Origin of the sequence: Psychrobacter immobilis (assembly GCF_904846175.1) — a bacterium.
GTDB classification, from domain to species: Bacteria; Pseudomonadota; Gammaproteobacteria; order Pseudomonadales; family Moraxellaceae; genus Psychrobacter; species Psychrobacter immobilis_E.
The window spans coordinates 160,711-186,761 of sequence record NZ_CAJGZM010000004.1; the positions used below are offsets into that span (position 1 = coordinate 160,711).

Here is a 26,051-nt window from a genome sequence, read left to right on the forward strand (position 1 = left end):
GTATCAATCAATAAAAATAAGCCATATTAAAGTAAGGTAATAACATGAACCAACGTTTACAACGCTTAGCTGATCAGATTCAGCGTGAGCTCGCTGTCCTTATCCGTGATGCCGTTAATGATCCGCGTCTGACTGGTTTTGTGACTATCTCTAGTGTTAAAGTCAGCCCAGACCTAGGCTATGCTGATATTTATGTCACCATCATGGAGCCTGAGCTTAACGATGCTATGACTATGTCAAATCACGAAGAAAGCGTCAAAGTACTTAATAAGGCGGCAGGATTTTTGCGTACTGAGCTTAGCCATAGTCTAAAGACTCGCACTACACCGCGCCTGCGTTTTCACTACGATGAAGTTACCGCACGTGGTAACTATATGATGGACTTAATCAGTCAAGCCGTCAGCAAAACTGAGCTAAATGAGTCTGACGAGCAAGAAATCAACGAGTAAAAGCTATTATGTCAATCGTCTCTACAAGAGCCTCTATGCAACCCTCTAAGAAGACTAAACAGATGACTGATAAGATAAAAGTCAATGGCGTGATTTTAGTCGATAAACCGCAAGGTATGACGTCACAACAAGTGGTGTCAAAGGTAAAGTACCTGTTTAAATCACCCAATCATGACAGCAAAAAAGCCGGTCATACGGGAACGCTCGATCCCATGGCAACGGGTCTATTGCCTATCTGCTTGGGGGAAGCGACCAAGTTCAGTCATTATCAACTTGATGCCGATAAATCGTATCAAGCAACTATTCTTTTGGGCAGTCAGACTGATACGGGCGATGCTGATGGACAGATTGTCGCTGAGAAACTTATTCCACAGTTCGATGCGGTAGGGCTAGAAAAAATTGCCCAGCAGTTTTTAGGGCCACAGCAGCAAATTCCACCGATGTATTCTGCTTTGAAGAAAGATGGCAAAAAGCTATATGAGTATGCGCGTGCGGGTATTGAGATTGATCGCCCGGCAAGAGATATTGTTATCAAAGCAATTGATTTGACAGTAATCGACGCTAAGCAAATCCAGCTGACAGTGACTTGCTCTAAGGGTACATACGTACGCGTATTAGCAGAAGATATTGCCAAAATGCTTGGTACATTAGGACATCTAACCGCTTTACGACGTATACAAGTCGGCGATTTTCATATTGACGCGGCGATTAGTTTGGCAGATTTAGAAGCATTAGCTTTAGAGGATCGTCAGGCGCATTTATTACCCGTAGATGCTTGCATCAACCTTGAAGCTGAGCTTATATTAACGGCTGAGCAATGCGCCCGTGTACAAATGGGACAACGTTTAAATGTCATCGAGCAGCTAAACGACGATTTGCAATGTTATATTTCAGCTGTCATCGAGCAACAGCCTAGTCACGATGAAAATAACGTTATTCAACAAAATGGCGATGATAGTGAAGGTAATAGTGAGGCTTTGTTGCCTTATGAAATACCCGCAGATATCCGTCTCACAGATGAGCAAGGGCAGTTTATTGGTCTAGGAGCACTGAGTCTAAATGGTCGCTTGCAGCCGAAAAAACTCATCCAGTTGTAATATTAACCCTTAAATAAGCTTTAGTAGCCATAACTGAAAATAGGTAAAACTTACTAAGAGTTTACACTAATCACATATCATCACATTTTATTGCAGGTTTCACCTATAGTGAGACCTGCTTTTTTTGTACCTTAGTTAAGTCAGCTACGGAAAGCAGACAAGGACATAAAAATAAAAGAAATAGGAATAATAAAAATGGAAGTTAATTAACTATCAAGAAATATAACAATAAAAATAAGCTATCTACATAAAAATAAAAAGACATTAATTAATATAAATAAATTTTCTAACTTAAAAATAATAATAAAAAATATAGTTTATCACTATGAAATAATAAAATTAACGTATCAAAATATAAGGCTTACTATGAAGACCATTGCTTTCTTATTACATAATAATTTTGAACAGGCAGAGTATGAAGAGGTCGATAATCAACTAAAAGAAAAAGGTTATAAGACTGTTCTTATTACGACCAATAAAGACAAAGATGTTCAAGCGATGCAGCAGGACGTCGATAAAGGCGATATCTTTACCGCTGATATATTCGCTAAAGATGCCGAAATTGCTGATTATGATGCGTTGGTGCTACCAGGTGGGACGGTAAATGCCGATAGCATACGCGGTAATAAAGAAGCACATACTATTATTAATGCTTTTAACGAAGCCGGTAAACCTTTAGCAGTGATATGCCATGCGCCTTGGGCATTGATTAATACGGGTATAGCTAAAGGTAAAACCTTAACCGCTTATCATACATTACAAACCGACTTAGAAAACGCTGGGGCAACCTTCGTAGATAAAAGTGTGCAAGTAGACGGTAATCTGATTACTTCGCGTAGTCCAGATGATATTAAAGACTTTGTTGCTGCTATAGATAAAGCGCTCTCCGCGTCTTAATATTCATCATCGCAATATTTATTTAGACTTATTCATTTTAATTTCTATCAATAAACACAATCACAAAAGGAAAATACTATGTCAAACCCTAACCCAAATAATACTAAGCTTGAGCAAGAACGTTCAGATTCTGCTACAGCAGCATTGAAAGGTCAAACTGAAGACAATCATACAGAAAATACCGAAGCTGCTGCTGACCGTATTGCTGATAATTTAAAAAATACTAAAGAAGAAAAATAATTAGCTTTATTAACACTGTTGATGCATGAACCCTTGATTAAGAACAACGCAATTAGCAAATAGATATAAAACAATAATTATAACTGGGAGTATTTATGACAGACTCAAAAGACAACATGGATGCACAAGAGAAGAAAATCGAAGAGTTAGCGGAAGATATTAATCCTAGCGAAGATACTAGTCCAGACAGTTTAGCGGAAGCAACTACCGCACCGCTTGATGATGATGCTCTTGGTGGGACTGCTACGCAAGATGACGTCAAAAAGTGATATATTTAAAACTGGTCATAATAACGCACAATATAAAGCGTTATTAATCTATAGTAATTGCCGACTCATTATAAGCTATAAAACTATTATAAAAAACTGCTGCTAGTTCAGCAGTTTTTTGTTATAATCGCTGGAATATTTAAATATCGTTTTAGATATAGCTTTATCTTAATTTTGGCAACAGTTTAAGTTAGATAATGTCTTATTTTGAGCGGTTTTGAATAAAGATTATCATTAATAAGTTTGTCGTACACTAGGTCAACTCTAGTAATGCAGGGTTGTCCTGAATGACCGTCAAACTATTTTATTTATTATTCTATCGTTCCTTGATGCTTAACTATTAAGTACATCTTGGAGCTTATAGCATTGCCGGAGAGATTTATGCTAACTAATACCGATCGCGAACAAATCATTGCCCAATACCAACGTGGCGAAAACGACACAGGTTCACCAGAAGTTCAAGTAGCTTTGTTAAGTGCGCGTATTAATGACTTACAAAACCATTTTAAAGCACACAAAGCTGACCATCATAGCCGTCGCGGTCTTATCCGTATGGTTAACACACGTCGTAAATTACTTGACTACCTAAAAGGTAAAGATCTTGGTCGCTATACCACCCTTATTAGCCAATTAGGTCTACGTCGTTAATTTGGCGACAATAGTACGAGTGGTCGCTGAACTAAAATATGCCTTAATTTGGCGGGATTTTAGATCTTTTGCTAAACCATTTGGAACTTGCTTGTTGAAGTCGATAAAATAGATTTTCTCTAAAGACGGTGTGGAATAGTTTCACGCCGTTTTTTTATGCTTATTAATATCAATAATAACCTGTAGAGATTTCGGTCTGCTACTATCGGATATTTTAAGTATCAGTTATAAAGTTACACGGTCGATGAACGCTGACTTGCATTTAATTGGTCAATGCTTATAAATCACTGTAAAATAATGCCTTGTGAGTTTCTGAGTCATACTGGCGCTCAAGCGAATATTGATATAGCTTAGCGTATGTGATGATTATCTATAGCGCCTTGAGCTATACCATTTATTTATACGCATAGAGTTATACGCATGGACGCCACGTGTAAATATCTTATTAAAGAAAGCCAGTAAATGATTTCGTATCGAATGTAACTTATTCTAATGTTCTCTTATTTTAATGTGCTCACACCTTTAACATTAAGAGTAGAAAACCAGATTTACACCAACGTACTTTATCTAGGTATACATAGGTAGAAGTGCGATGTTTATTTTAAATAAATACCGATATATCAGTTAAATAAGTAATAATATCAGCCCTAATCGACGCAGTTATTAACCCTATAATTGGCAATTAGTGGCTATATATAAAGAATTTTAAATGACAAATATCAGCTTTTCATAGTGCTGATATCACTTTCGTCAGTCAATATTAGGAAAATTATATGACAATGTTTAATACCATTAAGCGTGAATTCCAATACGGCGACCAGCAGGTCGTTATCGAAACGGGCCGTATCGCTCGTCAAGCAAACTCTATTTTAGTCCACATGGGCGGCGTGACTGTGCTAGTGGCAGCGGTAGTAAAGTCTGATGCTAAAGAAGGGCAAAACTTCTTTCCATTGACCGTAAACTACCAAGAAAAAATGTATGCAGCGGGTAAAATCCCTGGTGCTTATGGCAAACGTGAAGGCCGTGCTAGCGAAGCTGAAACGCTAACCTCACGCCTGATTGACCGTCCGATTCGTCCACTATTCCCTGAAGGCTATGTGAACGAGATTCAAATCACGGCAACGGTTGTATCATCAGATAAGAGCCAATCTGCAGATATCGCTGCACTAATCGGTGCTTCAGCAGCACTCGCTATCTCTGATGCACCATTTAATGGCCCTGTGGCTGCTGCGCGTGTTGGTTTTATCAATGGTGAATACGTTCTTAACCCAACGCTTGAGCAGCTCAAAGAGAGCGACCTTGATTTAGTGGTAGCTGGTACTAAATCTGCCGTGTTGATGGTTGAGTCAGAAGCGAAAGAGTTGTCTGAAGACCAAATGCTAGGCGCGGTTTTATACGGTCATCAGCAGCAGCAAATCGTTATTGATAACATTGCGTCAATGGCTGCAGAGATTGGTACTGTTAAGCAAGAGTATACGGCACCTGTTCGCGATCAAGCGTTAGAAACTAGCATGAAAGCGCAGTTTGGCGATCAAGTAGCTGATGCTTATACCATCACGGATAAGCAAGAGCGCTACACCAAGCTTGATGAAATCAAACAAGCCATTATTGATGCATTGGCAGGTGACGCGGAAGCAGAAACTTACAATGATACCGTTTCTGAGCTAAAAGAAATTTACAATGACCTCAAATACCGCACCGTTCGTGACAATATCTTGTCAGGTAAGCCGCGTATTGATGGCCGTGATCTTGAAACCGTTCGTGCTCTAGATGTCCAAGTTGGCGTATTACCATTTACTCATGGTTCAGCCCTATTTACCCGCGGTGAAACGCAAGCATTAGTGACTACCACGCTTGGTAACACACGTGACGTAAACATGATTGATTCATTGGCCGGTACGATTCGCGACCATTTCATGTTGCATTATAACTTCCCGCATTTCTCAGTCGGTGAAACCGGCCGTGAAGGCATTCCAAAACGTCGTGAAATCGGTCATGGTCGCCTAGCGCGCCGCGGTGTTGAAGCAATGCTTCCAGATAGCGACCGCTTCCCGTATGTAATTCGTGTGGTATCAGAAATCACTGAATCAAATGGTTCATCTTCTATGGCGTCGGTTTGTGGTGCAAGTTTGGCATTGATGGACGCTGGCGTACCATTAAAAGCACCGGTTGCTGGTATAGCGATGGGTCTGGTTAAAGAAGGCGAGCGTTTTGCGGTATTGTCTGACATCCTAGGTGATGAAGATCATCTTGGCGATATGGACTTTAAAGTAGCGGGTTCAAAAGACGGTATCACAGCACTACAGATGGATATCAAAATCGAAGGTATTACTGCAGATATCATGGAGCAAGCGCTTAAGCAAGCCCATGCAGGTCGTATCCATATCTTAGATGCGATGAACAAAGTATTGCCTGCAAGCCGTACTGAAATCAACGCTCATGCTCCTAACTATGCCGTTATCGAAATCAACCCTGACAAGATCCGTGATGTGATTGGTAAAGGTGGCGCAACGATTCGTCAGCTCACAGAAGAAACGGGTGCGGTTATTGATATCGATGATGCAGGTACTATTCGTATCTTTGGTGAAAACAAAGCAGCAACCAAATTGGCTATTGCTAAAATCGAAGCCATCACAGCAGAAGTTGAAATAGGTAAAACTTACGAAGGTACAGTTGCGCGTATCGTTGACTTCGGTGCCTTTATTAATGTATTGCCAAATACTGATGGTTTAGTACATATCTCGCAAATCGCTGATGAGCGCGTAGAGAACGTATCTGACTATCTAAAAGAAGGTCAAATCGTTAAAGTATTAGTACAAGACGTTGATAACCGTGGTCGTATCAAACTGACCATGAAAGGTATTGAGCAAAGCTAATCCTCGATATTTGACGCAATTTGACATAGTCAAAATCTAAAAAACCGCTTTGATTGCTGATAACTAGCACTCAAGGCGGTTTTTTTTATGTGCTCAAAGAATAATGAGAATGAGAAAATAATTTATATTTTGATGTCTTTAGGAAGGTGGATATCAATACGCAGTTTGGGTAAATCTTGCAGATGATGGGTAAGGAGAGGCAAAATATCAGTGTGCCAATCTAGAGCAATTGATTTTGCTAATTCGGCGTTTTCAATATCATTATTTTGAGTAGAACGGTTCTGCGAATGACTAGAAATAAGCGGACGTGCTAATAGCGCAACCCTACGAATCCCTTGATAACGCACTAAAGGTATCAGCTGCTGTTGTAAATCGACTAGCGCTGCCGTGAGCCAACGAGCTCTGGTTGGATGATAGGCATGGTCTGATATCACAAGATTGGCAATATGGCTTGGTTGGTTGCCATTGCTACTGACGCCAAGTCCTGCCTGCTCGCGTGAGCGTTTATGCATTAAACAGCTACCGACCAAGAGGCTACCATCACGGCAAGACCGATAGTAGCGTTGGTAATTTTCTGGATATAGATTTTTGCTTCGCGTAAGGATAGGGTCTAAAAGAATACCCGCATTATTAACAGGCAGTATCAGCAGTTGGGCGCTGCTATTTAAAATAGGGGCATGGGTGAGTTGTAGACCTGCCATTTTCTTGCCCCTTTATAAAAGTGATATTATTTCGCGCTGGTTTTAGCGCCTTCTGCTGCTTCTAACTGAGCAATTTGTTCTTCAAGCAAGGCGATTTGCTCAGCTTTCATCTCTGTCAGCTGTTTATTCATCGTCAATTGCTCAGCCGCTAACTTCTCTTGTTCTGCTAAGCGTTTATGCTCATCTGCTAAGCGATCGATTTCTTCTTTCGCTAAGCTATCTGTTTCTGGTAAAGGCGCGTTTAAGATAGCTTCGGGATCAGGCGTCTGACTATCCGTGCTAGCATCATCGGTATCTAAAATCGACGCACTCGTATCTAACGCGTTATTATCTAAGGACGTAGTATCTGATTGCACAGCGCTGTCTTGCTCAGTAGTCGGTGGCGTACTTTCAACAGGCGTAATATTAGCGTTAGGCGAATTATTTTTCCAAACCAAGTAACCAATTAATAGTGCTGCTAATATTATAATTAGCCACCATTTCTGGCGTGCCTTAGTAGGCTTTTTCTTCAGCGATTTAGCTGGTAAAGGACGTATTTCTTTCTTATTCATACGATAATCGATTTATGTCAAAAATATAAGTAGGCATACTATAGCAAACTCAAAATAAAAAGCCTATCTAACTGGATATATATCGTTAGATAGGCTAGTAGCTATTAAGATTTGACGTTAGCGATTAAACGCTATACTTAGGGTTTAAACTTCACCGTACCGCTGGTGCCTGTCGCCATCGCATCACGAGCGATCTGGTCTTCGGCATGGTTTTTGGCACTAATTACATCAGGGTCGGGGCGATGCTCACTATGTCCGCACTGAGTACATTCGATATATTCATCAGGTTCGGGTGTGACGATATTTACTTGCATCACTGCATCCATCGCCTGACATTTAGGACAACGAACGCCCGCTAAAAACCGCCGCTTTGGGATTGATGATTGATAACGCATTTAGATAACCTCGTGCGTCGTTTGAGCATTTGCAGCATCGACATTTTTAACATTATCAAAACCGCTATGGCGTAGTAAGGCATTGATGCTGGCGCTGCGACCACGGAAATTTTCAAAATTGGTCTTGGCAGGGAAGCTACCGCCCACTGATAAGATGGTTTCACGAAAGGCTTTACCAATGATTGGGTTGAAAATACCCTCTTCTTCAAACTTACTAAAGGCATCAGCAGACAACAACTCCGCCCATTTATACGAGTAATAACCCGCCGCATAACCACCGGCAAAGATATGGCTAAAACCATTGGCAAAACGGTTATAGTCAGGTGTCTGCATGATAGCAATGTCATCACGTACTGCATTTAAGGTCGCGAGGATGCCGTCATATAAGGTCGCGAGGATGCCGTCATAATCAAGCGCTGGCGTGTGCGCATGAATCAATAAGTCAAACAGGGCGAACTCGATTTGACGCAGGGTCTGCATGCCGCTTTGGAAGTTTTTGACTGCTAGTAGGGCGGTAAGCTTATCTTTTGGTAATGGCTCGCCGGTCTCGACGTGACTACTAATCAGTGCAATACCTTCAGCATCCCACGCCCAGTTTTCCATAAACTGACTGGGCAACTCGACGGCATCCCATTCAACGCCATTGACACCCGCGACATCGCCGACCGTCACTTGGGTCAATAAATGATGTAGACCATGACCAAACTCGTGAAATAAGGTTAATACTTCATCGTGCGTTAACAAGCTTGGCTTACCATCGAGGGCAGGAGTGAAGTTACCGACCATAAAGCAGACGGGTAGCTGCTCATGGTTTTTCTCGTCGTAAGTATAACGCGACTGAAAACCGCTCATCCACGCGCCGCCACGTTTACCGCTACGAGCAAATAAGTCAAAGTAAAAGCCACCAAGCAAGTTATCATCCGCATCAAATAACTGATAAAAACTTACCTCATCGTGCCAGCGTGATACAGATTCACTGTGCTCCTGTACCTTGATACCGTATAAACGCTCGACAATAGCAAATAAACCGCTAATTACTTTTGGCAGTGGGAAATACGGACGTATCTCTTCTTGCGATAAACTAAACTCGCTTTGTTTGACTTTCTCAGCGATATAAGCACTGTCCCACGGCTGTAGATCAGTAATGCCATAATCCTGCGCATATTTTTGTAGCTGTGCTAAATCTTGCTTGGCCGCTGGGGTCGCTCGCTGTGCCAAATCCCGTAAAAAGGTCTCAACTTCCGTTACGTTATCTGCCATCTTTGTCGATAGTGAAACGTCAGCATAATTATCAAAACCTAATAGCTTGGCCTTTTGCGCGCGTAATTGTAGGATTTGACTCATGATATCGTTGTTATTGAGTGATTCGCCTTTAGCGTTGGTGTGCTTATCGAACTCAGAGGCGCGAGTAACATAAGCGCAGTAAAGCGTTTCGCGCAGATTGCGATCATCGGCATGAGTCATAACGGCAAGGTAAACCGGGATATTTAAACTTGCCACATAATAAGGAGTTGGTAGCGCGTCGATTTCTGCTTGGGTGAGCGTACCGCTGGCAAGCTCGCGAGCTTTATATTGTTCGCCTGCATCTGCCAGTAGCGCAAGTCCACTTTCGGTTAGACCTGCTAATTGCTCTTGTTTAAGCGGTAAAGCATACGCTTGGGTTGCGTCCAATATATGGTCTGAAAACGTCGCTGATAAGGTAGAGAGCTTACTCTGGATGGCAGCAAATTTTTCTTGTTCAACTTTTGGTAGTGCCACGCCTGATAGCTCAAAGCTACGTAACGCAAGCTCAATAGCCCGCGCTCGTGCTGGATCAAGGGTAGCAAAAAAATCAGTGTCATTGACGATAGTTTGATAACGACTAAATAATGGCTGATGCTGTCCAACCCTTGTGCCATAAGCAGACAGCTTAGGTAGCAGCTCATGATGTACATGACGAATCTCATCATTGCTCATGACGCTATTGAGGTGCGACAAAATACCCCAACTGCGATCTAACGCTAGATTGATATGATCAAAAGTCATGATATCGCTCAAAGCTTGCTCAGCACTGAAGTCACTAGCATTATTATTGCTATCAGTATTGGCGCTCATGTTGTCTAAAAAGGCATTGGCAGTATCGATGGCACTGATAATTTGGTTTTGTAATGTATCTGGTGCGACATTGTCAAAATCGACAAGGCGTAAATTTGCAGAAATAGAAATCATAAAAGTATCCAATATTAATAAGAGAAGGATTGTTCATTGCGAGGTTTGAGTTTTGTTATATATTTTTTGTGATATAGGTTCAATTATATAGAGTATCTAAAAGATGGGTATCAATCGCTTGGAATACAACCCTTTACTGTATATCTCCTCTTAAAGTAAATAGATGTAGAAAGTATAAAAAGTTGCGGTAGAGAGATTGCTATTAAGGTTGGCTAAGCTTCACTTACAAAGCGTCATCATTTACTTGCAAATTAACCCTACAGAGAGTGGGGTTAAGTTGTTAGCATCATAGTAATGCAATGGCTACCACAAGCCTTTTTACTATTAAGCAGACTTTAATTATTAAGCTGTAAATATTAAATAGCTTGTAAATATAGTTAAGTAACTTATAAGTATAATTAATTAACCTGTAGATATATAAGCATGATGATAAGTATAAAAAATTTATTTTAACAAGCAAACCAATGATAATAAAACAAGGAGCAGTATCTATGAAAGCGACTCTTAAAAGCTTACGTGAAACCAAAGCCAATCCAGCCGTTAGTATTTTTGTCAAAACGCATCGTGAGCATCCTGATAATCAAAAAGATCCTATCGCCTTAAAAAACCAATTAAAAGTTGTTGAAGAACGCTTAAATAATGAATACGATAAGCGTACCGCGACCACTATTTTAGAAAACATCCAAAATAAAACCAATGAGCTTAATCATAACTATAACCTAGATACCTTGGCAATATTTGCCAGTACCGATGATGTGCAAATCGTTCGTATGCCTATTGATACGAAAGAACGAGTAATCATCTCTGATAGATTTGCGACGCGTGATTTGGTTCGCGATATGGCGAGTGCCGTTCATTATTATACGGTGGTATTGACGCGTGATAATGCACGTCTGATTGAAGCCTCTAACGATCGTGTGGTCAGAGAATTTGATCAGCAGGCGGATGCGCAAAACAATATGGAAAATATTCCCTTTCCTATTGAAAATAATGGCCTATATACGACTGGTGATGCAGGCTCTGATCGTTCAGCGAACAATGAAAGTAGCTATTTAAAAGAGTTCTTTAACCAAGTAGATAAAAGTGTGCAAGAGTTATGGGGCGAGCACAAAATGCCGCTAGTAGTCGTGGGTGATGCAAAAAATATCGGTTACTATAAAGATGTTTGTGACCGTCCAGAAAATATTATTGCCACCGTCTCAAACGCCACCAACTTAGAAGAAGGTAGCGCCCAGCATATTGTTGATAGTGTGCAAGAAGCGGTCGAAGGCTATCGCTCGTCGTTACATCAAGCCGCTATGGGCGAGATTGACAAAGCGCGCGGTGCAAATATGCTGCAGACTGACTTACAAGAAGTCTATCGCAGTGCTTTCCAAGGCGTTGGTGAAACCTTATATGTCCGTCGCGGTTATATGCAACCTGCAAAAATCGATGAAAAAGCGCAGACATTAAGTATGGCAGATGATGCGACAGCAGAAGGCGTAACTGATGACGCCGTTGGCGAAATCATCGAACATGTCATTCATAATGGCGGTAAAGCTGTCTTTATGCCGCAGGATCTTATGGGTGAAGATCAGCCAATTGCTCTAGTGACGCGCTATTAATCGGTTGCTGATATTTTAATGGATTAGCCAGCGTCACAATATAGGTATAATATAAGAGCATTGGTTCGTACGAATCAATGCTCTTTTTCATTTAATGTAGGCTTAATTTTATCTTATTATTTAACTATGACGATAAGTATTTAATAAAGTGCTACTCACTCTAATTCTATAAATACTGAGTTTATAACTGATAAATTTATGACTAATACCACCTCTTTTGTTTTAACCAGCTACAACATTCATAAAGGCATGTCGCCGATGAATCGCCAAGTCAAGATACAGGGTATCGCTCAAGCGCTTGATATCATTGGCTCAGACATACTTTGTTTACAAGAAGTGCAGGGTCAAAACCTCAAGCGCAATATGCAATATAACGAATACCCTGACCAATCGCAGCATGAATGGTTTGGTGAATATCTACAACTGCAAAATAGCTACGGTAAAAACTCAGAGTATGAAAACGGTCATCATGGCAATGCGGTATTGAGTCGTTTTCCGCTCGATCCAAAGCATAACGTCAATATCACCGTTAATAAACTTGAGCAGCGCGGTGTCTTGCACTGTGAAGTGCAGCCGCTAGGTTGGGAGATGCCGGTAGTGGTGTTATGTGCTCATTTAAACCTCTTTGAGCGCGACCGTATCAAGCAATACGAAGCCATCTCTAATTATGTGCGTAATGAGATTGGCCCCGACCAGCCACTAATTTTGGCAGGTGATTTTAATGACTGGAAAAAAATGTCTTGTGATAGACTCGCATCGAGCTTAGGCATGACTGAAGCCTTTAAGCATTGCCATGGCAAATTACTGCCAACCTTCCCCGCAAAGCTACCTGTGCTGAGTCTAGACCGTATCTATGTGCGCAATCTAAGGGTAAAAGATGCTTGGGTACACACTGGCAAGCCTTGGTCAACGCTATCAGATCATTTGCCACTTAGTGCAGAGTTGGCATTGCTATAAATTAATAAATAAAAAATTAACCAAAGAATAGATATTAGAATAATACAAGGATGATAAATCATGTCTGATAAACAACTACCAACGACACAACACGCCGTACTAATACGCGAGTTTGGCGAACCTGAAGTCATGATATATCAAGACGGCGTGGCTATTCCAGAATTAACGGCTAACCAAGTATTAGTAAAAATCGCTTATGCCGGCATCAATCCCGTCGATTACAAAACCCGTCAAGGTAAAGGTTGGGGCGCTGAAGCGATTCAAAAAGATAAATTTGATCAAAATGAGCCTGCTATTTTAGGCTGTGATGTTGCTGGTATCGTCGTTAAAAGTACTAGTGATAAGTTTGCTATCGGTGAGCAAGTCGCGGCATTGACCTTTAACGGTGGCGGTTATGCAGAGTATGTTGCGGTCGATGCCAAGCTACTGGCAAAAATCCCTCAGTCGCTGACACTAGAGCAAGCAGGCGCGCTACCTTGTATCGGGCAAACGGCGCTGCAATTTGTCGAGTTTGCTGATATTAAAAACGGTGAGCATGTCGTTATCAATGCGCCAGCTGGCGGCGTTGGGCATTTGGCCATTCAGCTATTGATGGATAAGGTGACGCAAGATAATGTAAAAGTAACCGTTATTTGCTCGCTAGAGAAATATGCCAAACTTGACGATTTAATAGATAAAAGTAAGTTGGCAGGTTGGATTGATTATACCAAAGATGATACTTTTCCTGACTTACAAGCCGATGTGCTACTGGACTTGGTCGGTGATGATGCGGGTATACGCGCGCTGAGCGTTATAAAATCTGGTGGTCGCGTCAATGTCTTACCAACGATTTGGGTTGATAAACTACAAGCAGCGGGTAGTGAGAAGAACTTAAAGGTGGCAGGTTATAAAGCGCAGCGTAGTGGGGAAGATATGGCGCGGGTTTTACAGCTTGTTGCCGATGGTAAGTTGACTCTGAAAATTCAGCAAACCTATCCATTATCTGAAGTAGTAGCCGCCCATCGCGAGCTAGAAAAAGGCGATACCTTTGGTAAGATTGTGTTCAAAACAAGCTAAGCCAAACTTGCTTAATTTAATGCCATTTGTCTAAAGGTTAGGCTAATACGCCCTTCATCGACTGTTTTGGTTTTAGTGATGCTATGCTTCCAATATTCTTGCGTATCACCATGCATGACAATAAGCTGACCGGACTCAAGATAAAGCTCGACTTTATCTTGAGTTTTTTTATGCTTAAAAAAAAATTTTCGCGTAGCACCAAGTGACAAGGAAGCGATAATCGGCTGATGACCAAGCTCTTTTTCATCATCCGCATGATAGCCCATACCCTCATCGCCAGATGGATAGTAATTAAGCAAACAAGAATTAAAGTTAGCATGGATACCGATTTTTAATAATTGCTGCTCGACATGATGTTTCACATGAAACACTGAATCTGTCCATGCAATCGCTTGACGTGTGTGCCCGGAATATTGATAACTGGCATCACTATCGCCCATCCATACTATTTGACGAGTCGTGACATGCGTCTTGCCAAATAAGGTGACGATATCAGATTGCCAAGGCAGCGTCGTTAATAATGCATAATATAAGGCGCTCGGATAATCGATAACGATACCTAAATCATTTACTTTGCCATCGCAAGGCAATAAGTTATCAGTCGGCGTAGGCGCAAAAAGGTCAGTCATAGCTCAGCCTATTTACCACTCTGATGATGATCATTAATAATCTGCGCACACAATTCAGGCGCCTCCATTGGTAAAAGATGACCGTAGTCCGGCAAGGAGATAATACTGCCGTCAGGAACAAATTTCTGCCATTGTTTGCGTACTTTATCGTTGATAAATAGCGTTGGTTTGCCCGTGATAAGGGTATAAGGACAGCTAAGTTTTTTCAGTGCCGCATCGATATGGGGCGCACCAAAATAATTGGCAAGCTCTTGCTCAGGGGCAAACATCAAGCTATAGCTACCATCATCGTTAGCAGACAAACTTTGCTCAGCAAACACCCGTAAGTGCTCATTGCTGATACGCTTATAAGCACGTTGCGCGCGTAAGCTCTTGTAGTAATCATCGACGCTTACCCAAGTGGCTTGTTTACTCAGGGTGCTTTTAAACGGCTCACGGCTTAGTAAAAATTGACGCGGCAGCATGTTATAAAGGGTCGCTTGCTTCTTAGTAAAGGTCACAGGCTCGATAAGGTATAGCTGTGAGAACAGGTCAGGGCGTTTAGCCGCTGCCATGGCGGTGGCAGTTGCGCCTTGCGAATGTCCAATACCCACGATAGGAGCGTCTTGAGTTTTTTCTAAAAACTTAATAAGTATATCGGCATCTTGTTCGCGGGTCAGGCGCGGCGCTTGCGGTTTATCATACCAGTAGCCACGTAGCGCCAACGCAGATAAGTCAAAGCCAGTGGCCAGCGCATTTAATAACGGTGCATAAGTACCAACGGTAAAACTATTGCCACCATAAAAATGGGCAGACGGGCGTTTAAGATCGTTCGATTTTGCTGCTTGATTCGCTAATTGATTCGGCGGCTGCAAGTCATAATAGCGCGCTTGTTTGCCATCGATATCGATACGCTTGGTAAATACTTCCATAAAAACAAGACTTCCTTGTGATGATTTCTTTTGAATCTTTATTATTAAATTCTAGCATTAACTTTTATCATTGAATTGTTATTAGCTGTCTTCGCCCAAGAAGCCACCACTTTGACGATGCCATAAACGGGCATAAACGCCATTTAACGCCAATAGCTCATCATGACTGCCTTGCTCAATGATATGACCTTTATCCATGACCACCAGTCTATCAAGCGCGGCAATGGTCGATAATCTATGGGCAATCGCAATAACGGTTTTGCCAGTCATGATGTCGTTTAGGCTTTCGGTAATGGCAAATTCAATCTCAGAATCGAGCGCACTGGTCGCCTCATCCAATAATAAAATCGGGGCATTTTTGAGCATGACGCGTGAGATGGCAATGCGCTGACGTTGACCACCAGATAGCTTGATACCACGCTCGCCGACTTGGGTATCAAGACCAGTATTGCCTTTATCATCATACAAACCTTCGATAAAGTCCCATGCCTGTGCTTGCTTGGCAGCCGTAATGATTTCCTCATCAGTTGCGTCAGGACGACCGTAGGCGATGTTTTCACGGACGGTACGATGTAATAAAGAGGTATCTTGGGTGACCATACCGATTTGCTGACGTAAGGATTCTTGGGTAACTTCATCAATCGCTTGCCCATCGATAAATACTTTACCTTTATCAACGTCAAAAAAGCGCAGAAGTAGATTGACCAAGGTGGACTTACCCGCACCTGAGCGCCCAACCAAACCGATTTTTTCACCCGGTTTAATATCTAAGTAGAAATTATCTAGTAGCTTAGCGTATGAGGTTCGCGAAGCATAATCAATACCATCCTCAGCAACGTTATAAAGACGTTTGGCTGATTTATGCGTATTTAATCCTGTATCATCGTCTTCGCCCTCATAACTAAAATCAACATGGTCAAAGACGATACGACCATCAGTGACTTTGAGTGCGGGCGCGTTTGGTTTATCAACGATGGTTTGCGGCGCTGATAAAGTGCGCATACCATCTTGGACGGTACCGATACTTTCAAACAAACTGGCGGTTTGCCACATAATCCATTGCGTGAGACCGTTTAAACGCAGTGCCATCGCTGTCGCGGCGGCAATTGCCCCAACCCCAATTGCGCCTTGTTGCCATAAATAGAGGCTGATACCGGCAGTCGAGCTGACCAAAATCACACTAATTAAATGGGTCGATACTTCTAAATAACTGACCCAGCGCATCTGTGCATGGACAGTACCCAAAAACTGTCCCATAGCGTTTTTGGCATAACCAAGTTCACGGTGCGAATGACTAAATAGCTTAACGGTCATGATATTGGCGTACGCGTCGGTTATACGTCCCGTCATCAACGCGCGGGCATCGGCTTGTACAATAGCAGTTTGTTTCAGTTTGGGAATAAAGTACCACATCGCCAGCCAAACTAAGACGAACCAAGCGATAAATGGGATTAATAACAAGCTGTCTAAATTAAATAAAATCACGCCGGTAGTAATAAAGTAGACAGCGACATACATAAACATGTCGGTGACCGTCATCACGGTATCACGCACCGCCAATGCCGTTTGCATCACTTTAGCAGAAACGCGACCAGAAAATTCATCTTGATAAAACTGCATCGATTGCCCAAGCATGCGCTGATGAAAACGCCAGCGCATTTGCATCGGAAAAACGCCTTGCAAGGTTTGAAAGTGAATAAACGATGAAAAGGCAATCCAGAGTGGACTGACAATCATCACGGCCAACATCAATAGCAGCATATCGCCTTTTTCTGTCCACAGATTTTGCGGGGTATAAACGCCAAGCCAATCGACGATATTGCCAATCCACGCAAATAGCATGGCCTCGTAAATACCGATACCGGCAGACAAAATCATAAACAGCAATAGCCAACCGCGTAGACCTTTGGTACAGGCCCACAAGAACTTTAGCATGCCATCACTTGGGGATGGCAGCGGCATAGGCGTATCAGGAAAGGCGGGCAATCGAGTTTCGAAAAAACGAAATAGAGCATTCATAGGCAGTGATAAAGCATCAATAGCAGTACGCCAAGATAAGTACGATAACGTACTTTCTTGAATCTTTACTTTTGTGATTAGGATTGTTTGTTATTTTAACAAACTTCGCTTTAATGGCTGCATGCTAATTGTAAGCTGAAGAGTATCGCTTATACTCAACTCTAGCTTACTCACTGCATGGGTAGTTTCACCAATCCTTTATAACTTTATCAGTAATAAATAACCAAAATTAAATCACCTGTAAGATAAATAGATTGCCGCATAAGAAATATTTTGTTACATTCTATGATTTCGTTGGATTTAGCAACGTTGACAGCAAAACCATTTAAGGCATAAGAAGTAACAGAGTATAAGATAAAGGCAATACTGATAGCAGTGTGAAATGCCAATAATAAACCCGCCATAGCGTAATTTAACAAGGATGACGTTAATGATGTATCTAATGATAGCAGTGCTATGTAGCGTCGCTGTTTCCGTACTTTTAAAAATATTGCGCCAAAAAAATATCGATATTCGCCAAACCATCGTGGCAGGGTATCCTGTGGCCTTTTTACTGACTTGGGTTTTATTAAAACCAGACGTTAGTAGCATCGGCGCACTCGGGGATGCATGGGGCACCATTATTGCGCTTGGAGTGTTATTGCCTGCGGTATTTATTATTCTTGGGCGCGCAATTGAATCGGTCGGTATGGTCGCAACCGATGCCGCCCAGCGTTTATCGCTTATCATTCCTATTGTTGCCGCTTTTTTACTATTCGGCGAAGTACTGACAGGTACGCGCATACTTGGGCTAGCGTTAGGGTTTTTGGCACTTGGCGCTTTAGTCTATCGTCCGCAACACGGGCTCATAAATACCCAAGCAAAGCAGACGCCGCTGTGGTTATTTGGTGTTTGGCTAGGCTATGGCGTTATTGATATCTTGTTTAAACAAGTTGCCAAGCAAGGCGCGGCCTTTCCTTTAACCTTGTTTGTGACATTTGGATTGGCAGGTTTGCTGCTGCTTGGTTACTTGCTTATCACGCGCGTACGCTGGCAAGGTAAAGCTCTTAGCGCAGGCTTATTACTTGGAGCGTTAAATATGGGCAATATTTATGCTTATGTCCGTGCTCATCAAGTATTATCTGAGTCGCCAAGTATCGTCTTTACGGGTATGAACGTCGGTGTGATTGCGGTGGCAACGTTGATAGGCGTCGGCATATTTAAAGAGCAGCTTAATCGTATCAATATCGTCGGTTTATTATTGGCAGTTTGCTGCGTGGCAGTATTATTTTTGGCTTAATTTCGCCGCTTATAATCGAGAAAAATTTTAACTTATCAACGATAGGCACACGCGATGTCCTATGTTAAGGTTATTTATAGTCAAGCTCATGTTAGCTGCGGGCTGATTGACTTATTATAATAATGTTTGACCTTTATTAATTAGGATAGGATATCTACTCAATGGAATACGAAAAACAATTACAGCGTATCAAAAGCGGTTCAGGTTTTATCGCAGCCCTTGATCAAAGTGGAGGCAGTACGCCAAAAGCGCTAGAAAATTACGGCGTCGGTGGCGATGCTTATGATAATGATAATGACGAAGCGATGTTTGACTTGGTACATGAGATGCGCGCGCGTATCATGACTTGTGATGCTTTTGATAATGAGCGTGTGCTTGGGGCGATTTTATTTGAAGATACCATGGAGCGCGAAGTTAATGGCAAGCCGACGGCTAATTACCTATGGGAAGATAAAAATATCGTGCCGTTTTTAAAGGTAGATAAGGGTTTGGCTGAGCAAATGGATGGCGTACAAGTGATGCGCCCGATGCCAAATCTAAACTTGTTATTAGATAAGGCAAAAAACTATCCGGTATTTGGCACCAAGATGCGCTCAGTCATTTACGAGCCAAGTGTCGATGGTATCGAGCTTGTGGTGCAGCAGCAGTTTGATGTGGCAAAGCAGATTATCTCCAAAGGTTTGATGCCTATTGTTGAGCCTGAAGTAGATATCAACAGTAGCAAAAAACATGATTGCGAAATCATTCTTAAAACCAGTATTTTGCACAATCTTGAGCGTTTAAACGACGACCAGCAAGTGATGCTAAAACTGACCTTGCCAGAAGAAGAAGGCTTCTATCAAGAACTTATCGATCATCCTAAAGTATTAAAAGTGGTGGCGCTATCGGGTGGTTATAGTCGTCATGATGCCTGCGAAAAGCTTAAACAAAACCCCGGTATGATTGCCAGTTTCTCACGTGCCTTTACTGAAGGCTTGAGTAAGCAACAGAGCGATGAAGAATTTGCTGCGACTATTAACGCTTCTATTGAAGAGATTTATGAAGCGTCAAAGATTTAGCTAAGCCTTCTATAAGATAAGTTATAGTCAGTTCAATATAAAAAAGGTACGTTAAAAATAGCATGCTGCTGGGATAAAATTTTGCTTGCTGTGCTCTTCGCATTCCAGAGGTTTCGCAAAATTTATCCCAATAGCTCTGTATTCTTTTTAAGTTGAATCGAATATATGTCGGAAATAAAAAAGCGCTACTCATTAGTAGCGCTTTTTTTATAAGCTAAAGAGTTAACGTTTAGCGGTTAAACTTCTTTATATAACTGACGTCCTTCCCTATGATATTTTTCGCTCATCTCTACCATACCTTTATGAATCTCATCGAGGCTAGCTTCGCCTACTTGTCCAACCAGCTCAATATCCACTTCTTTAATCATATGACCAGCATTAGTTAAATCGCCCGTTTGCGGCGTTACTTTTTTATGAGCGGCATCTTTATCCAATCCCGCGGCATATTCACGCACGTTTTGGGTGATTTTCATCGAGCAAAACTTTGGCCCACACATGGAGCAAAAGTGTGCCGATTTGTGTGCATCTTTTGGCAAGGTTTCATCGTGATATTCACGCGCGGTATCAGGATCAAGCGCCAGATTAAATTGATCATCCCAGCGGAATTCAAAACGGGCTTTGGATAAGGCATTGTCACGAGCTTGTGCACCCGGATGACCTTTCGCAAGGTCGGCAGCATGAGCGGCAATTTTATAGGTGATGATACCGTCTTTAACATCCTTTTTATTAGGTAAACCTAAATGCTCTTTTGGCGTCACATAACAAAGCATGGCAGTACCAAACCAGCCAATCATTGCGGCACCAATAGCACTGGTGATATGATCATAACCGGGAGCGATATCCGTGGTTAAAGGCCCTAAGGTATAAAAAGGCGCGTCGGCACATAGCTCCAGTTGCAAGTCCATGTTTTCTTTAATGCGGTTCATCGCTACGTGCCCAGGGCCTTCAATCATCACTTGTACATCATGCTTCCAAGCAACCTGTGTTAACTCGCCAAGGGTACGGAGTTCGCCGAATTGTGCCTCGTCATTGGCGTCTTGCAAACAGCCAGGACGTAGACCATCACCTAGACTAAACGCCACATCATATTGCTTCATAATCTCGCAGATGTCTTCAAAGTGAGTGTATAAAAAGCTTTCTTTATGATGAGCCAAACACCACTGCGCCATGATAGAACCACCACGCGAGACGATACCCGTTAAGCGTCCAGCGGTTAATGGTACATAACGTAATAGCACGCCGGCGTGAATAGTAAAGTAATCAACGCCTTGTTCGGCTTGTTCGATAAGGGTGTCGCGAAATATTTCCCAAGTGAGGTCTTCTGCGACGCCGTCAACTTTCTCTAAAGCTTGGTAAATGGGCACGGTACCGATTGGCACTGGCGAGTTACGAATCAACCATTCACGGGTTTCATGGATATGATTACCGGTGGATAAATCCATAATCGTATCCGCACCCCAACGCGTTGCCCACGTCATTTTTGAGACTTCTTCATCGATAGAAGAACCAAGCGCTGAGTTACCAATATTGGCATTGATTTTCACTAAAAAATTGCGTCCGATAATCATCGGCTCGGATTCTGGGTGATTGATGTTATTTGGGATAATTGCGCGTCCAGCAGCCACTTCATCACGCACAAATTCAGGAGTGATAATTTTCGGCGTATTGGCACCAAAGCTTTCGCCTTCGTGTTGGCGCATATCGGTCAGTTCATGCTGCTTTTGCGTTTCACGAATAGCGATATACTCCATCTCAGGAGTAATAATCCCACGGCGTGCATAATACATTTGCGTGACGTTACCAGCTTTGCCATTGACATCTTTAGCACGGCACGGCTTATCAATATGAGCAAATCTTAAGTTAGCGGTACTGATATCGCGGGCGCGAGCTTGTCCGTAAGAACTTGATAAACCATCTAACTGTTCAGTATCACCGCGCTCAGCTATCCAACCTTCACGCAATTTAGGCAAACCTTTGGTCAAGTCAATGTCGACATTGGGATCGGTATAAACGCCTGAGGTATCATAGACATAAAATGGGGGATTGTGCTCGCCTTCATTAGCGCCAGCACCGCCAACAGGGGTATCTGCTAGGCTAATCTCGCGCATCGGCACTTGAATATCTGGTCTTGAACCTTCGATATAGACTTTTTTGGAGGCGGGGAGAATACGGTGTAAGTCGCGGGCGTCTTCTTCAAAACGCGCATCATTTGCCGTACGGTGGGCAGGCGTTTTCAGCGCGTCGGCTTTTTTATCAGAAGTTTTAGCAACCGGAGTCGATGTGGTTGGTGTCATGTTCATATGCTGTCCTAGCGTGTTGGTTTTTGAATAAAAGCAACACCGCCAGTAGCTGCGGGGCAAGACTATGCAATACGGACAAATTCAATCATCAAACGCCTGCACTGCTATCAAATTAAAATTTCATTGAAACTCAATCTAATGCAGTTTTTTAGATGGTTGGTAGGCGCAACTTTTTATTGATTGCCGTACAGCAGCGTAAAAACGCGGTCAGACATAAGATATTGGCAATAACAAAAAGGCATTTCTGCGCGCCCTTTGTACAGTTGTAACATAGGCTTAAGACTTCCCTGCGTCGGTACTAACCGCATCAGGTTCGGCGGGTGATCTCTCAGCGAATGTATTAAAAAGCTTATAAAGTAAGCTTGTTATACACCGCACCCCGAGTCTGTCAGTGTTGTAAATCAGTCTCATACTAACAAACTATAAGGGTGCTGCCTAGTTATTTGCCGTTTGTTAGTTGAGATGCAATCATGGTATTTTTTAAGTTAAAGACTGTCTTTTCAATCAATGCCAGCCTTTTTAATTACTGCCAGTCTTTTTGATCAATGAAAGTCATTATTCACATTATTTTTCTGGTGTCCAACCTTGCGCGCGCTCATAGTCTTCATTATCTAAGAATTTATCACGTTGTTCGGTTAAGAACTTTTTGGCTTCTGGGTCTAGCATGCTTAGATGGTTTTCATTAATCAGCATGGTTTGCTGCTCAAGCCACTCTTTCCAAGCTTTATCAGAGACGGTTTCTTGCAGCTCTTGACCTTTTTTATTAGGAAAAGGCGGATGCGGCATTTTTGGTAATTCTTGTTTATATTTGCGGCAAAAAACCGTATTGGCTTGCGGATTAAAAGTCTCAGTCATAAGGCAATCCTTATTAGTTAATGGTGTTAAATTATTAAGTGCAATATTGGTATCAACCTATGATAACGGTCTTCGAAGGTTTAGCCAAGGATAACAGGTGTAGAGAAGGTAACAGCCCATGTAGCTATTGATGTTCATAAAACCATATTTATAAAACTATCTACATAAAAATACCCGCGATAATGCGGGTATTTTTATGAATGGGCTAATGCTGAGATTAGACCTTGTATGGTGCTGCTAGCTTTACGCAAATACTTTTAATCGCGTACGACCATTAACGACCGCTTGTTTAACCTGATTTGGCGCAGTACCACCTAAGTGGTCACGCGCTGCTAATGAACCTTCTAGCGTTAGATACTCAAAGACATCATCACCAATCGCATCACTAAACTGCTGTAGCTGAGCTAAGGACAAGTCGCTTAAATCAACGCCTTCTTTGATACCTAACGCAACCGCGTTACCTACCACTTCATGAGCATCACGGAATGCAACGCCATTGCGTACTAAGTAATCAGCCAAATCAGTCGCTGTTGCATAGCCTTTCATGGTAGCAGCGCGCATATTTTCTTTATTTGGCGTGATGTTCGGTAGCATATCAGCAAATGCTAATAGCGAACCCGTTAAGGTATCGACGCAATCAAATAGCGGCTCTTTGTCTTCTTGGTTGTCTTTATTATAAGCAAGCGGCTGACTTTTCATCAGGCTTAATAATGTCATCAATTGGCCAAAGACACGCGCCGCTTTACCGCGTACCAGTTCTGGTACATCAGGGTTTTTCTTTTGCGGCATAATAGATGAGCCAGTACAAAAACGATCTGGAATCTGCACAAAGTTAAATTGCGCTGACATCCAAAGGATAATTTCTTCGCTCATACGTGACATATGCATCATCAAGATAGAAGCCGCTGAGGTAAACTCAATGGCAAAATCACGGTCTGATACCGCATCGAGTGAGTTTTGGCAAATACCTTCAAAACCTAGTAACTTGGCGGTAATGGTGCGATCGATAGGGAAAGTCGTACCAGCAAGGGCGGCACTACCAAGCGGCATCTGATTGATACGGCGGCGCGCATCGACAAGACGCTCGGTATCGCGGTATAACATCTCAAACCATGCCATCACGTGATGACCAAAGCTGACAGGCTGCGCGGTTTGCAAATGGGTAAAACCTGGCATGATGGTATCAGTGTGCTGCTCAGCTAAATCGAGCAGACCGCTCTGCAAACGTACCAATAGCGCAATGATATTATCGGTTTCTTCACGCAACCATAGACGGATATCGGTCGCAACCTGATCGTTACGGCTACGTCCGGTATGTAGCTTTTTACCTACCGCGCCGACAATATCTGTCAGGCGTGATTCGACGTTCATGTGTACGTCCTCTAACGCAATCGACCAGTTAAACTCGCCTGCTTCAATCTCGCGTAGTACTTGCTGTAAGCCATCGATAATGGTTGCAACGTCGTCAGCGCTTAAGATGCCACACTCTTTAAGCATGGTGGCGTGGGCAATCGAGCCTTGAATATCGTGACGGGCAAAACGCTGGTCAAAACCAACAGAAGCAGTAAAGGCGGCGACGAAACTGTCCGTCGCTTCACTGAAGCGCCCGCCCCACATCTGCTGACCCTGACTACTGGTAGGGCTTTGCGCTGCAGCAGTATTTGTTAGAGAAGCTTCTGTGCTAGAATCAGAAACAGCTGGATTTTTATTTGAATCGGGATTACTACTATTTGAAGAGTTGGCGTTCATATCGGTACAAGACAAGTCAAGAGAATAAGAACTCAAGTATAGCAAATGATGAGGTTGCCTTACTAGCGGAGCGCTTAGAGTTTTTTATGCCTAAGCTCATGGAAATCATGAAGCCTTGGCAATGGCTGTTGGCAATCTTTTTTTGGTCGCTATTTGTGGCGATAGTGGATCGCCATAGTGTGGCCAATGAATCCCAATTTATCATCAAATTTATAGCGAGATTTATCCAAACCAGTTTAACCTTACTGCCTTCTTTTTATCTGATAGATTATCTGCGCCCTATCTTTAAGCGTTTAAGCGTATCAAGGGCCAGCATGTATGTGCTGCTCATCTTAACGAGTGCTACCGCAGTGACCATGATATTAGTCCTGTTGATTATGATAAATTGTGGTTGGTTTGCTTATAGTATTCCCGTGTTTATCTCAACGATTGTTTTTAATGTCGTCATTAGCGCAGGCTTTACGGTTGCTGCTTTACTGATTTTTTTACGGCGCTACCGTGAAATGAATGCGCTTAAACAATCGTTTGAGCAAAAACTGCGCGCCCAAAACGATGTGTTAAAAGCCCGTCTGGCACCGCATTTCTTTTTTAATACCATCAATACGTTAATGTCACTGATTGAATCTGACCCAGTTCGCGCTGCTGATTTATTGCAGCATGTTTCAGCGTTATTCCGTGCCAGTTTTAATGGGGCGCGTGAGATTAGTTTTGAAGAAGAGATTGCCCTTTGCGAGCATTATTTAGCCATTGAATCTATTCGTTTGGCAGATAAATTGGTCATAAGCTGGCAGTTGCCTGACGAAGATGTGATGTATGACATGGTTATCACCGCTTTGACTTTACAAAGCGTGATTGAAAAAATGCTGCTTAACGTGGTTGAGATGACCACCGAAACCATTTATATCGATATTAAAGTTACTTGGCTACAGCATCGCGTCGAAATTACGATTAGCGTGCAGCTGCCTAAAAAGACCTTAATGATTAATCACGACTTGCGTCAACACATGGATTTTTATATTCAGGCCGAACGCCTGCGTGCCTATTTTGGTCAAAGTGCCGATATCCAAAGTAGTATTACGAGTAAACAAATTCTTACTATTATTCATTACCCGCTACAAGATGTCAGTTTATAATTCTGTCTTTAAAAGCGCTTCCTTTGGTGGTTAACCGTTAATACTAACTGTTAACGTGGCATATTTATTGCACCGCTTAGTTGTGTTGGTCACAATAAACATTTAAACCCTCAAGATGGATTGGCGGCTTGCACAAGTTAGACACTTAGTTTATAACTTAAGTAGAGAGC

Annotated in this window: 23 protein-coding genes and 1 riboswitch; of the genes, 13 read left to right on the forward strand and 10 right to left on the reverse strand. The window is 42.3% G+C overall.

What is annotated here, in order from left to right; translation table 11 throughout:
- The first annotated feature begins 44 nt into the window (after window positions 1-44).
- The 7 genes from JMW39_RS07220 to pnp all read left to right on the forward strand — a co-directional run bounded on the left by JMW39_RS07220 (window position 45) and on the right by pnp (window position 6,476).
- Window positions 45-449 (forward strand): ribosome-binding factor A, encoded by a 405-nt coding sequence (locus tag JMW39_RS07220; RefSeq protein WP_201545186.1) that lies wholly within the window; start codon window positions 45-47, stop codon window positions 447-449.
- An 8-nt stretch (window positions 450-457) separates the two neighbouring features.
- Window positions 458-1,546, forward strand: coding sequence for a tRNA pseudouridine(55) synthase TruB (gene truB, locus JMW39_RS07225; protein WP_201545192.1), 1,089 nt, complete (start codon window positions 458-460; stop codon window positions 1,544-1,546).
- 366 nt (window positions 1,547-1,912) lie between these two features.
- The gene (locus tag JMW39_RS07230; protein WP_201545193.1) at window positions 1,913-2,443 is read left to right on the forward strand and encodes a type 1 glutamine amidotransferase domain-containing protein; all 531 of its coding nucleotides are present in this window, start codon (window positions 1,913-1,915) and stop codon (window positions 2,441-2,443) included.
- A 78-nt stretch (window positions 2,444-2,521) separates the two neighbouring features.
- The gene (locus JMW39_RS07235) at window positions 2,522-2,683 is read left to right on the forward strand and encodes a hypothetical protein (RefSeq protein ID WP_201545194.1); all 162 of its coding nucleotides are present in this window, start codon (window positions 2,522-2,524) and stop codon (window positions 2,681-2,683) included.
- 95 nt (window positions 2,684-2,778) lie between these two features.
- A complete protein-coding gene (locus JMW39_RS07240) occupies window positions 2,779-2,952 on the forward strand; it encodes a hypothetical protein (RefSeq protein WP_201545197.1) in 174 nt (57 codons plus the stop codon).
- Window positions 2,953-3,333: 381 nt separating this feature from the next.
- A complete protein-coding gene (gene rpsO, locus JMW39_RS07245; RefSeq protein ID WP_045443035.1) occupies window positions 3,334-3,600 on the forward strand; it encodes a 30S ribosomal protein S15 in 267 nt (88 codons plus the stop codon).
- 773 nt (window positions 3,601-4,373) lie between these two features.
- Window positions 4,374-6,476 (forward strand): polyribonucleotide nucleotidyltransferase, encoded by a 2,103-nt coding sequence (gene pnp / locus JMW39_RS07250; RefSeq protein ID WP_201545202.1) that lies wholly within the window; start codon window positions 4,374-4,376, stop codon window positions 6,474-6,476.
- 122 nt (window positions 6,477-6,598) lie between these two features.
- Here the strand turns inward: pnp and JMW39_RS07255 are convergent, their stop codons facing one another.
- The 4 genes from JMW39_RS07255 to JMW39_RS07270 form a co-directional block, all read right to left on the reverse strand.
- Window positions 6,599-7,177 (reverse strand): hypothetical protein, encoded by a 579-nt coding sequence (locus tag JMW39_RS07255; RefSeq protein ID WP_201545203.1) that lies wholly within the window; start codon window positions 7,175-7,177, stop codon window positions 6,599-6,601.
- A gap of 26 nt (window positions 7,178-7,203) precedes the next feature.
- A complete protein-coding gene (locus tag JMW39_RS07260; RefSeq protein WP_201545204.1) occupies window positions 7,204-7,728 on the reverse strand; it encodes a hypothetical protein in 525 nt (174 codons plus the stop codon).
- Window positions 7,729-7,865: 137 nt separating this feature from the next.
- Window positions 7,866-8,123, reverse strand: a complete 258-nt coding sequence (locus JMW39_RS07265; RefSeq protein WP_201545205.1) for a YheV family putative metal-binding protein — start codon at window positions 8,121-8,123, stop codon at window positions 7,866-7,868.
- Entirely contained in the window at window positions 8,124-10,331 is a 2,208-nt protein-coding gene (locus JMW39_RS07270; RefSeq protein WP_201545206.1) for a M3 family metallopeptidase, read from the reverse strand. It abuts the gene before it with no gap.
- A gap of 491 nt (window positions 10,332-10,822) precedes the next feature.
- Between JMW39_RS07270 and JMW39_RS07275 the strand changes: the two genes are divergently transcribed.
- The 3 genes from JMW39_RS07275 to JMW39_RS07285 all read left to right on the forward strand — a co-directional run bounded on the left by JMW39_RS07275 (window position 10,823) and on the right by JMW39_RS07285 (window position 13,948).
- A complete protein-coding gene (locus JMW39_RS07275) occupies window positions 10,823-11,935 on the forward strand; it encodes a hypothetical protein (protein WP_201545207.1) in 1,113 nt (370 codons plus the stop codon).
- 198 nt (window positions 11,936-12,133) lie between these two features.
- Complete coding sequence (locus JMW39_RS07280) at window positions 12,134-12,892, forward strand: endonuclease/exonuclease/phosphatase family protein (RefSeq protein ID WP_201545208.1); 759 nt, start codon at window positions 12,134-12,136, stop codon at window positions 12,890-12,892.
- A 60-nt stretch (window positions 12,893-12,952) separates the two neighbouring features.
- A complete protein-coding gene (locus JMW39_RS07285; RefSeq protein WP_201545209.1) occupies window positions 12,953-13,948 on the forward strand; it encodes an NADP-dependent oxidoreductase in 996 nt (331 codons plus the stop codon).
- 11 nt (window positions 13,949-13,959) lie between these two features.
- Here JMW39_RS07285 and JMW39_RS07290 read toward each other — a convergent pair whose 3' ends face one another.
- From JMW39_RS07290 to JMW39_RS07300, 3 genes are all read right to left on the reverse strand, one after another.
- The gene (locus tag JMW39_RS07290; protein ID WP_201545211.1) at window positions 13,960-14,577 is read right to left on the reverse strand and encodes an alpha-ketoglutarate-dependent dioxygenase AlkB family protein; all 618 of its coding nucleotides are present in this window, start codon (window positions 14,575-14,577) and stop codon (window positions 13,960-13,962) included.
- An 8-nt stretch (window positions 14,578-14,585) separates the two neighbouring features.
- The gene (locus tag JMW39_RS07295; RefSeq protein WP_201545213.1) at window positions 14,586-15,488 is read right to left on the reverse strand and encodes an alpha/beta fold hydrolase; all 903 of its coding nucleotides are present in this window, start codon (window positions 15,486-15,488) and stop codon (window positions 14,586-14,588) included.
- Window positions 15,489-15,569: 81 nt separating this feature from the next.
- Window positions 15,570-17,507: an ABC transporter ATP-binding protein gene (locus JMW39_RS07300; protein WP_201545215.1), complete on the reverse strand. Its 1,938-nt coding sequence runs from the start codon at window positions 17,505-17,507 to the stop codon at window positions 15,570-15,572.
- A 430-nt stretch (window positions 17,508-17,937) separates the two neighbouring features.
- Between JMW39_RS07300 and JMW39_RS07305 the strand changes: the two genes are divergently transcribed.
- Window positions 17,938-18,786, forward strand: coding sequence for an EamA/RhaT family transporter (locus tag JMW39_RS07305; RefSeq protein WP_201545217.1), 849 nt, complete (start codon window positions 17,938-17,940; stop codon window positions 18,784-18,786).
- 161 nt (window positions 18,787-18,947) lie between these two features.
- Entirely contained in the window at window positions 18,948-19,844 is an 897-nt protein-coding gene (locus tag JMW39_RS07310) for a fructose bisphosphate aldolase (RefSeq protein ID WP_201545219.1), read from the forward strand.
- 236 nt (window positions 19,845-20,080) lie between these two features.
- Here the strand turns inward: JMW39_RS07310 and thiC are convergent, their stop codons facing one another.
- The 3 genes from thiC to argH form a co-directional block, all read right to left on the reverse strand.
- Window positions 20,081-22,138 (reverse strand): phosphomethylpyrimidine synthase ThiC, encoded by a 2,058-nt coding sequence (thiC, locus tag JMW39_RS07315; protein WP_227679464.1) that lies wholly within the window; start codon window positions 22,136-22,138, stop codon window positions 20,081-20,083.
- 273 nt (window positions 22,139-22,411) lie between these two features.
- Window positions 22,412-22,536, reverse strand: a riboswitch (TPP riboswitch).
- A 172-nt stretch (window positions 22,537-22,708) separates the two neighbouring features.
- A complete protein-coding gene (locus JMW39_RS07320; protein ID WP_201545221.1) occupies window positions 22,709-22,999 on the reverse strand; it encodes an oxidative damage protection protein in 291 nt (96 codons plus the stop codon).
- Window positions 23,000-23,242: 243 nt separating this feature from the next.
- On the reverse strand, window positions 23,243-24,616 hold the full coding sequence (gene argH / locus JMW39_RS07325) for an argininosuccinate lyase (protein WP_201545728.1): 1,374 nt from the start codon (window positions 24,614-24,616) through the stop codon (window positions 23,243-23,245).
- Between the two features lie 218 nt (window positions 24,617-24,834).
- On the opposite strand from argH, the gene JMW39_RS07330 reads away from it, so the two are divergent.
- Window positions 24,835-25,881 (forward strand): sensor histidine kinase, encoded by a 1,047-nt coding sequence (locus JMW39_RS07330; RefSeq protein WP_227679446.1) that lies wholly within the window; start codon window positions 24,835-24,837, stop codon window positions 25,879-25,881.
- Window positions 25,882-26,051: the final 170 nt, after the last annotated feature.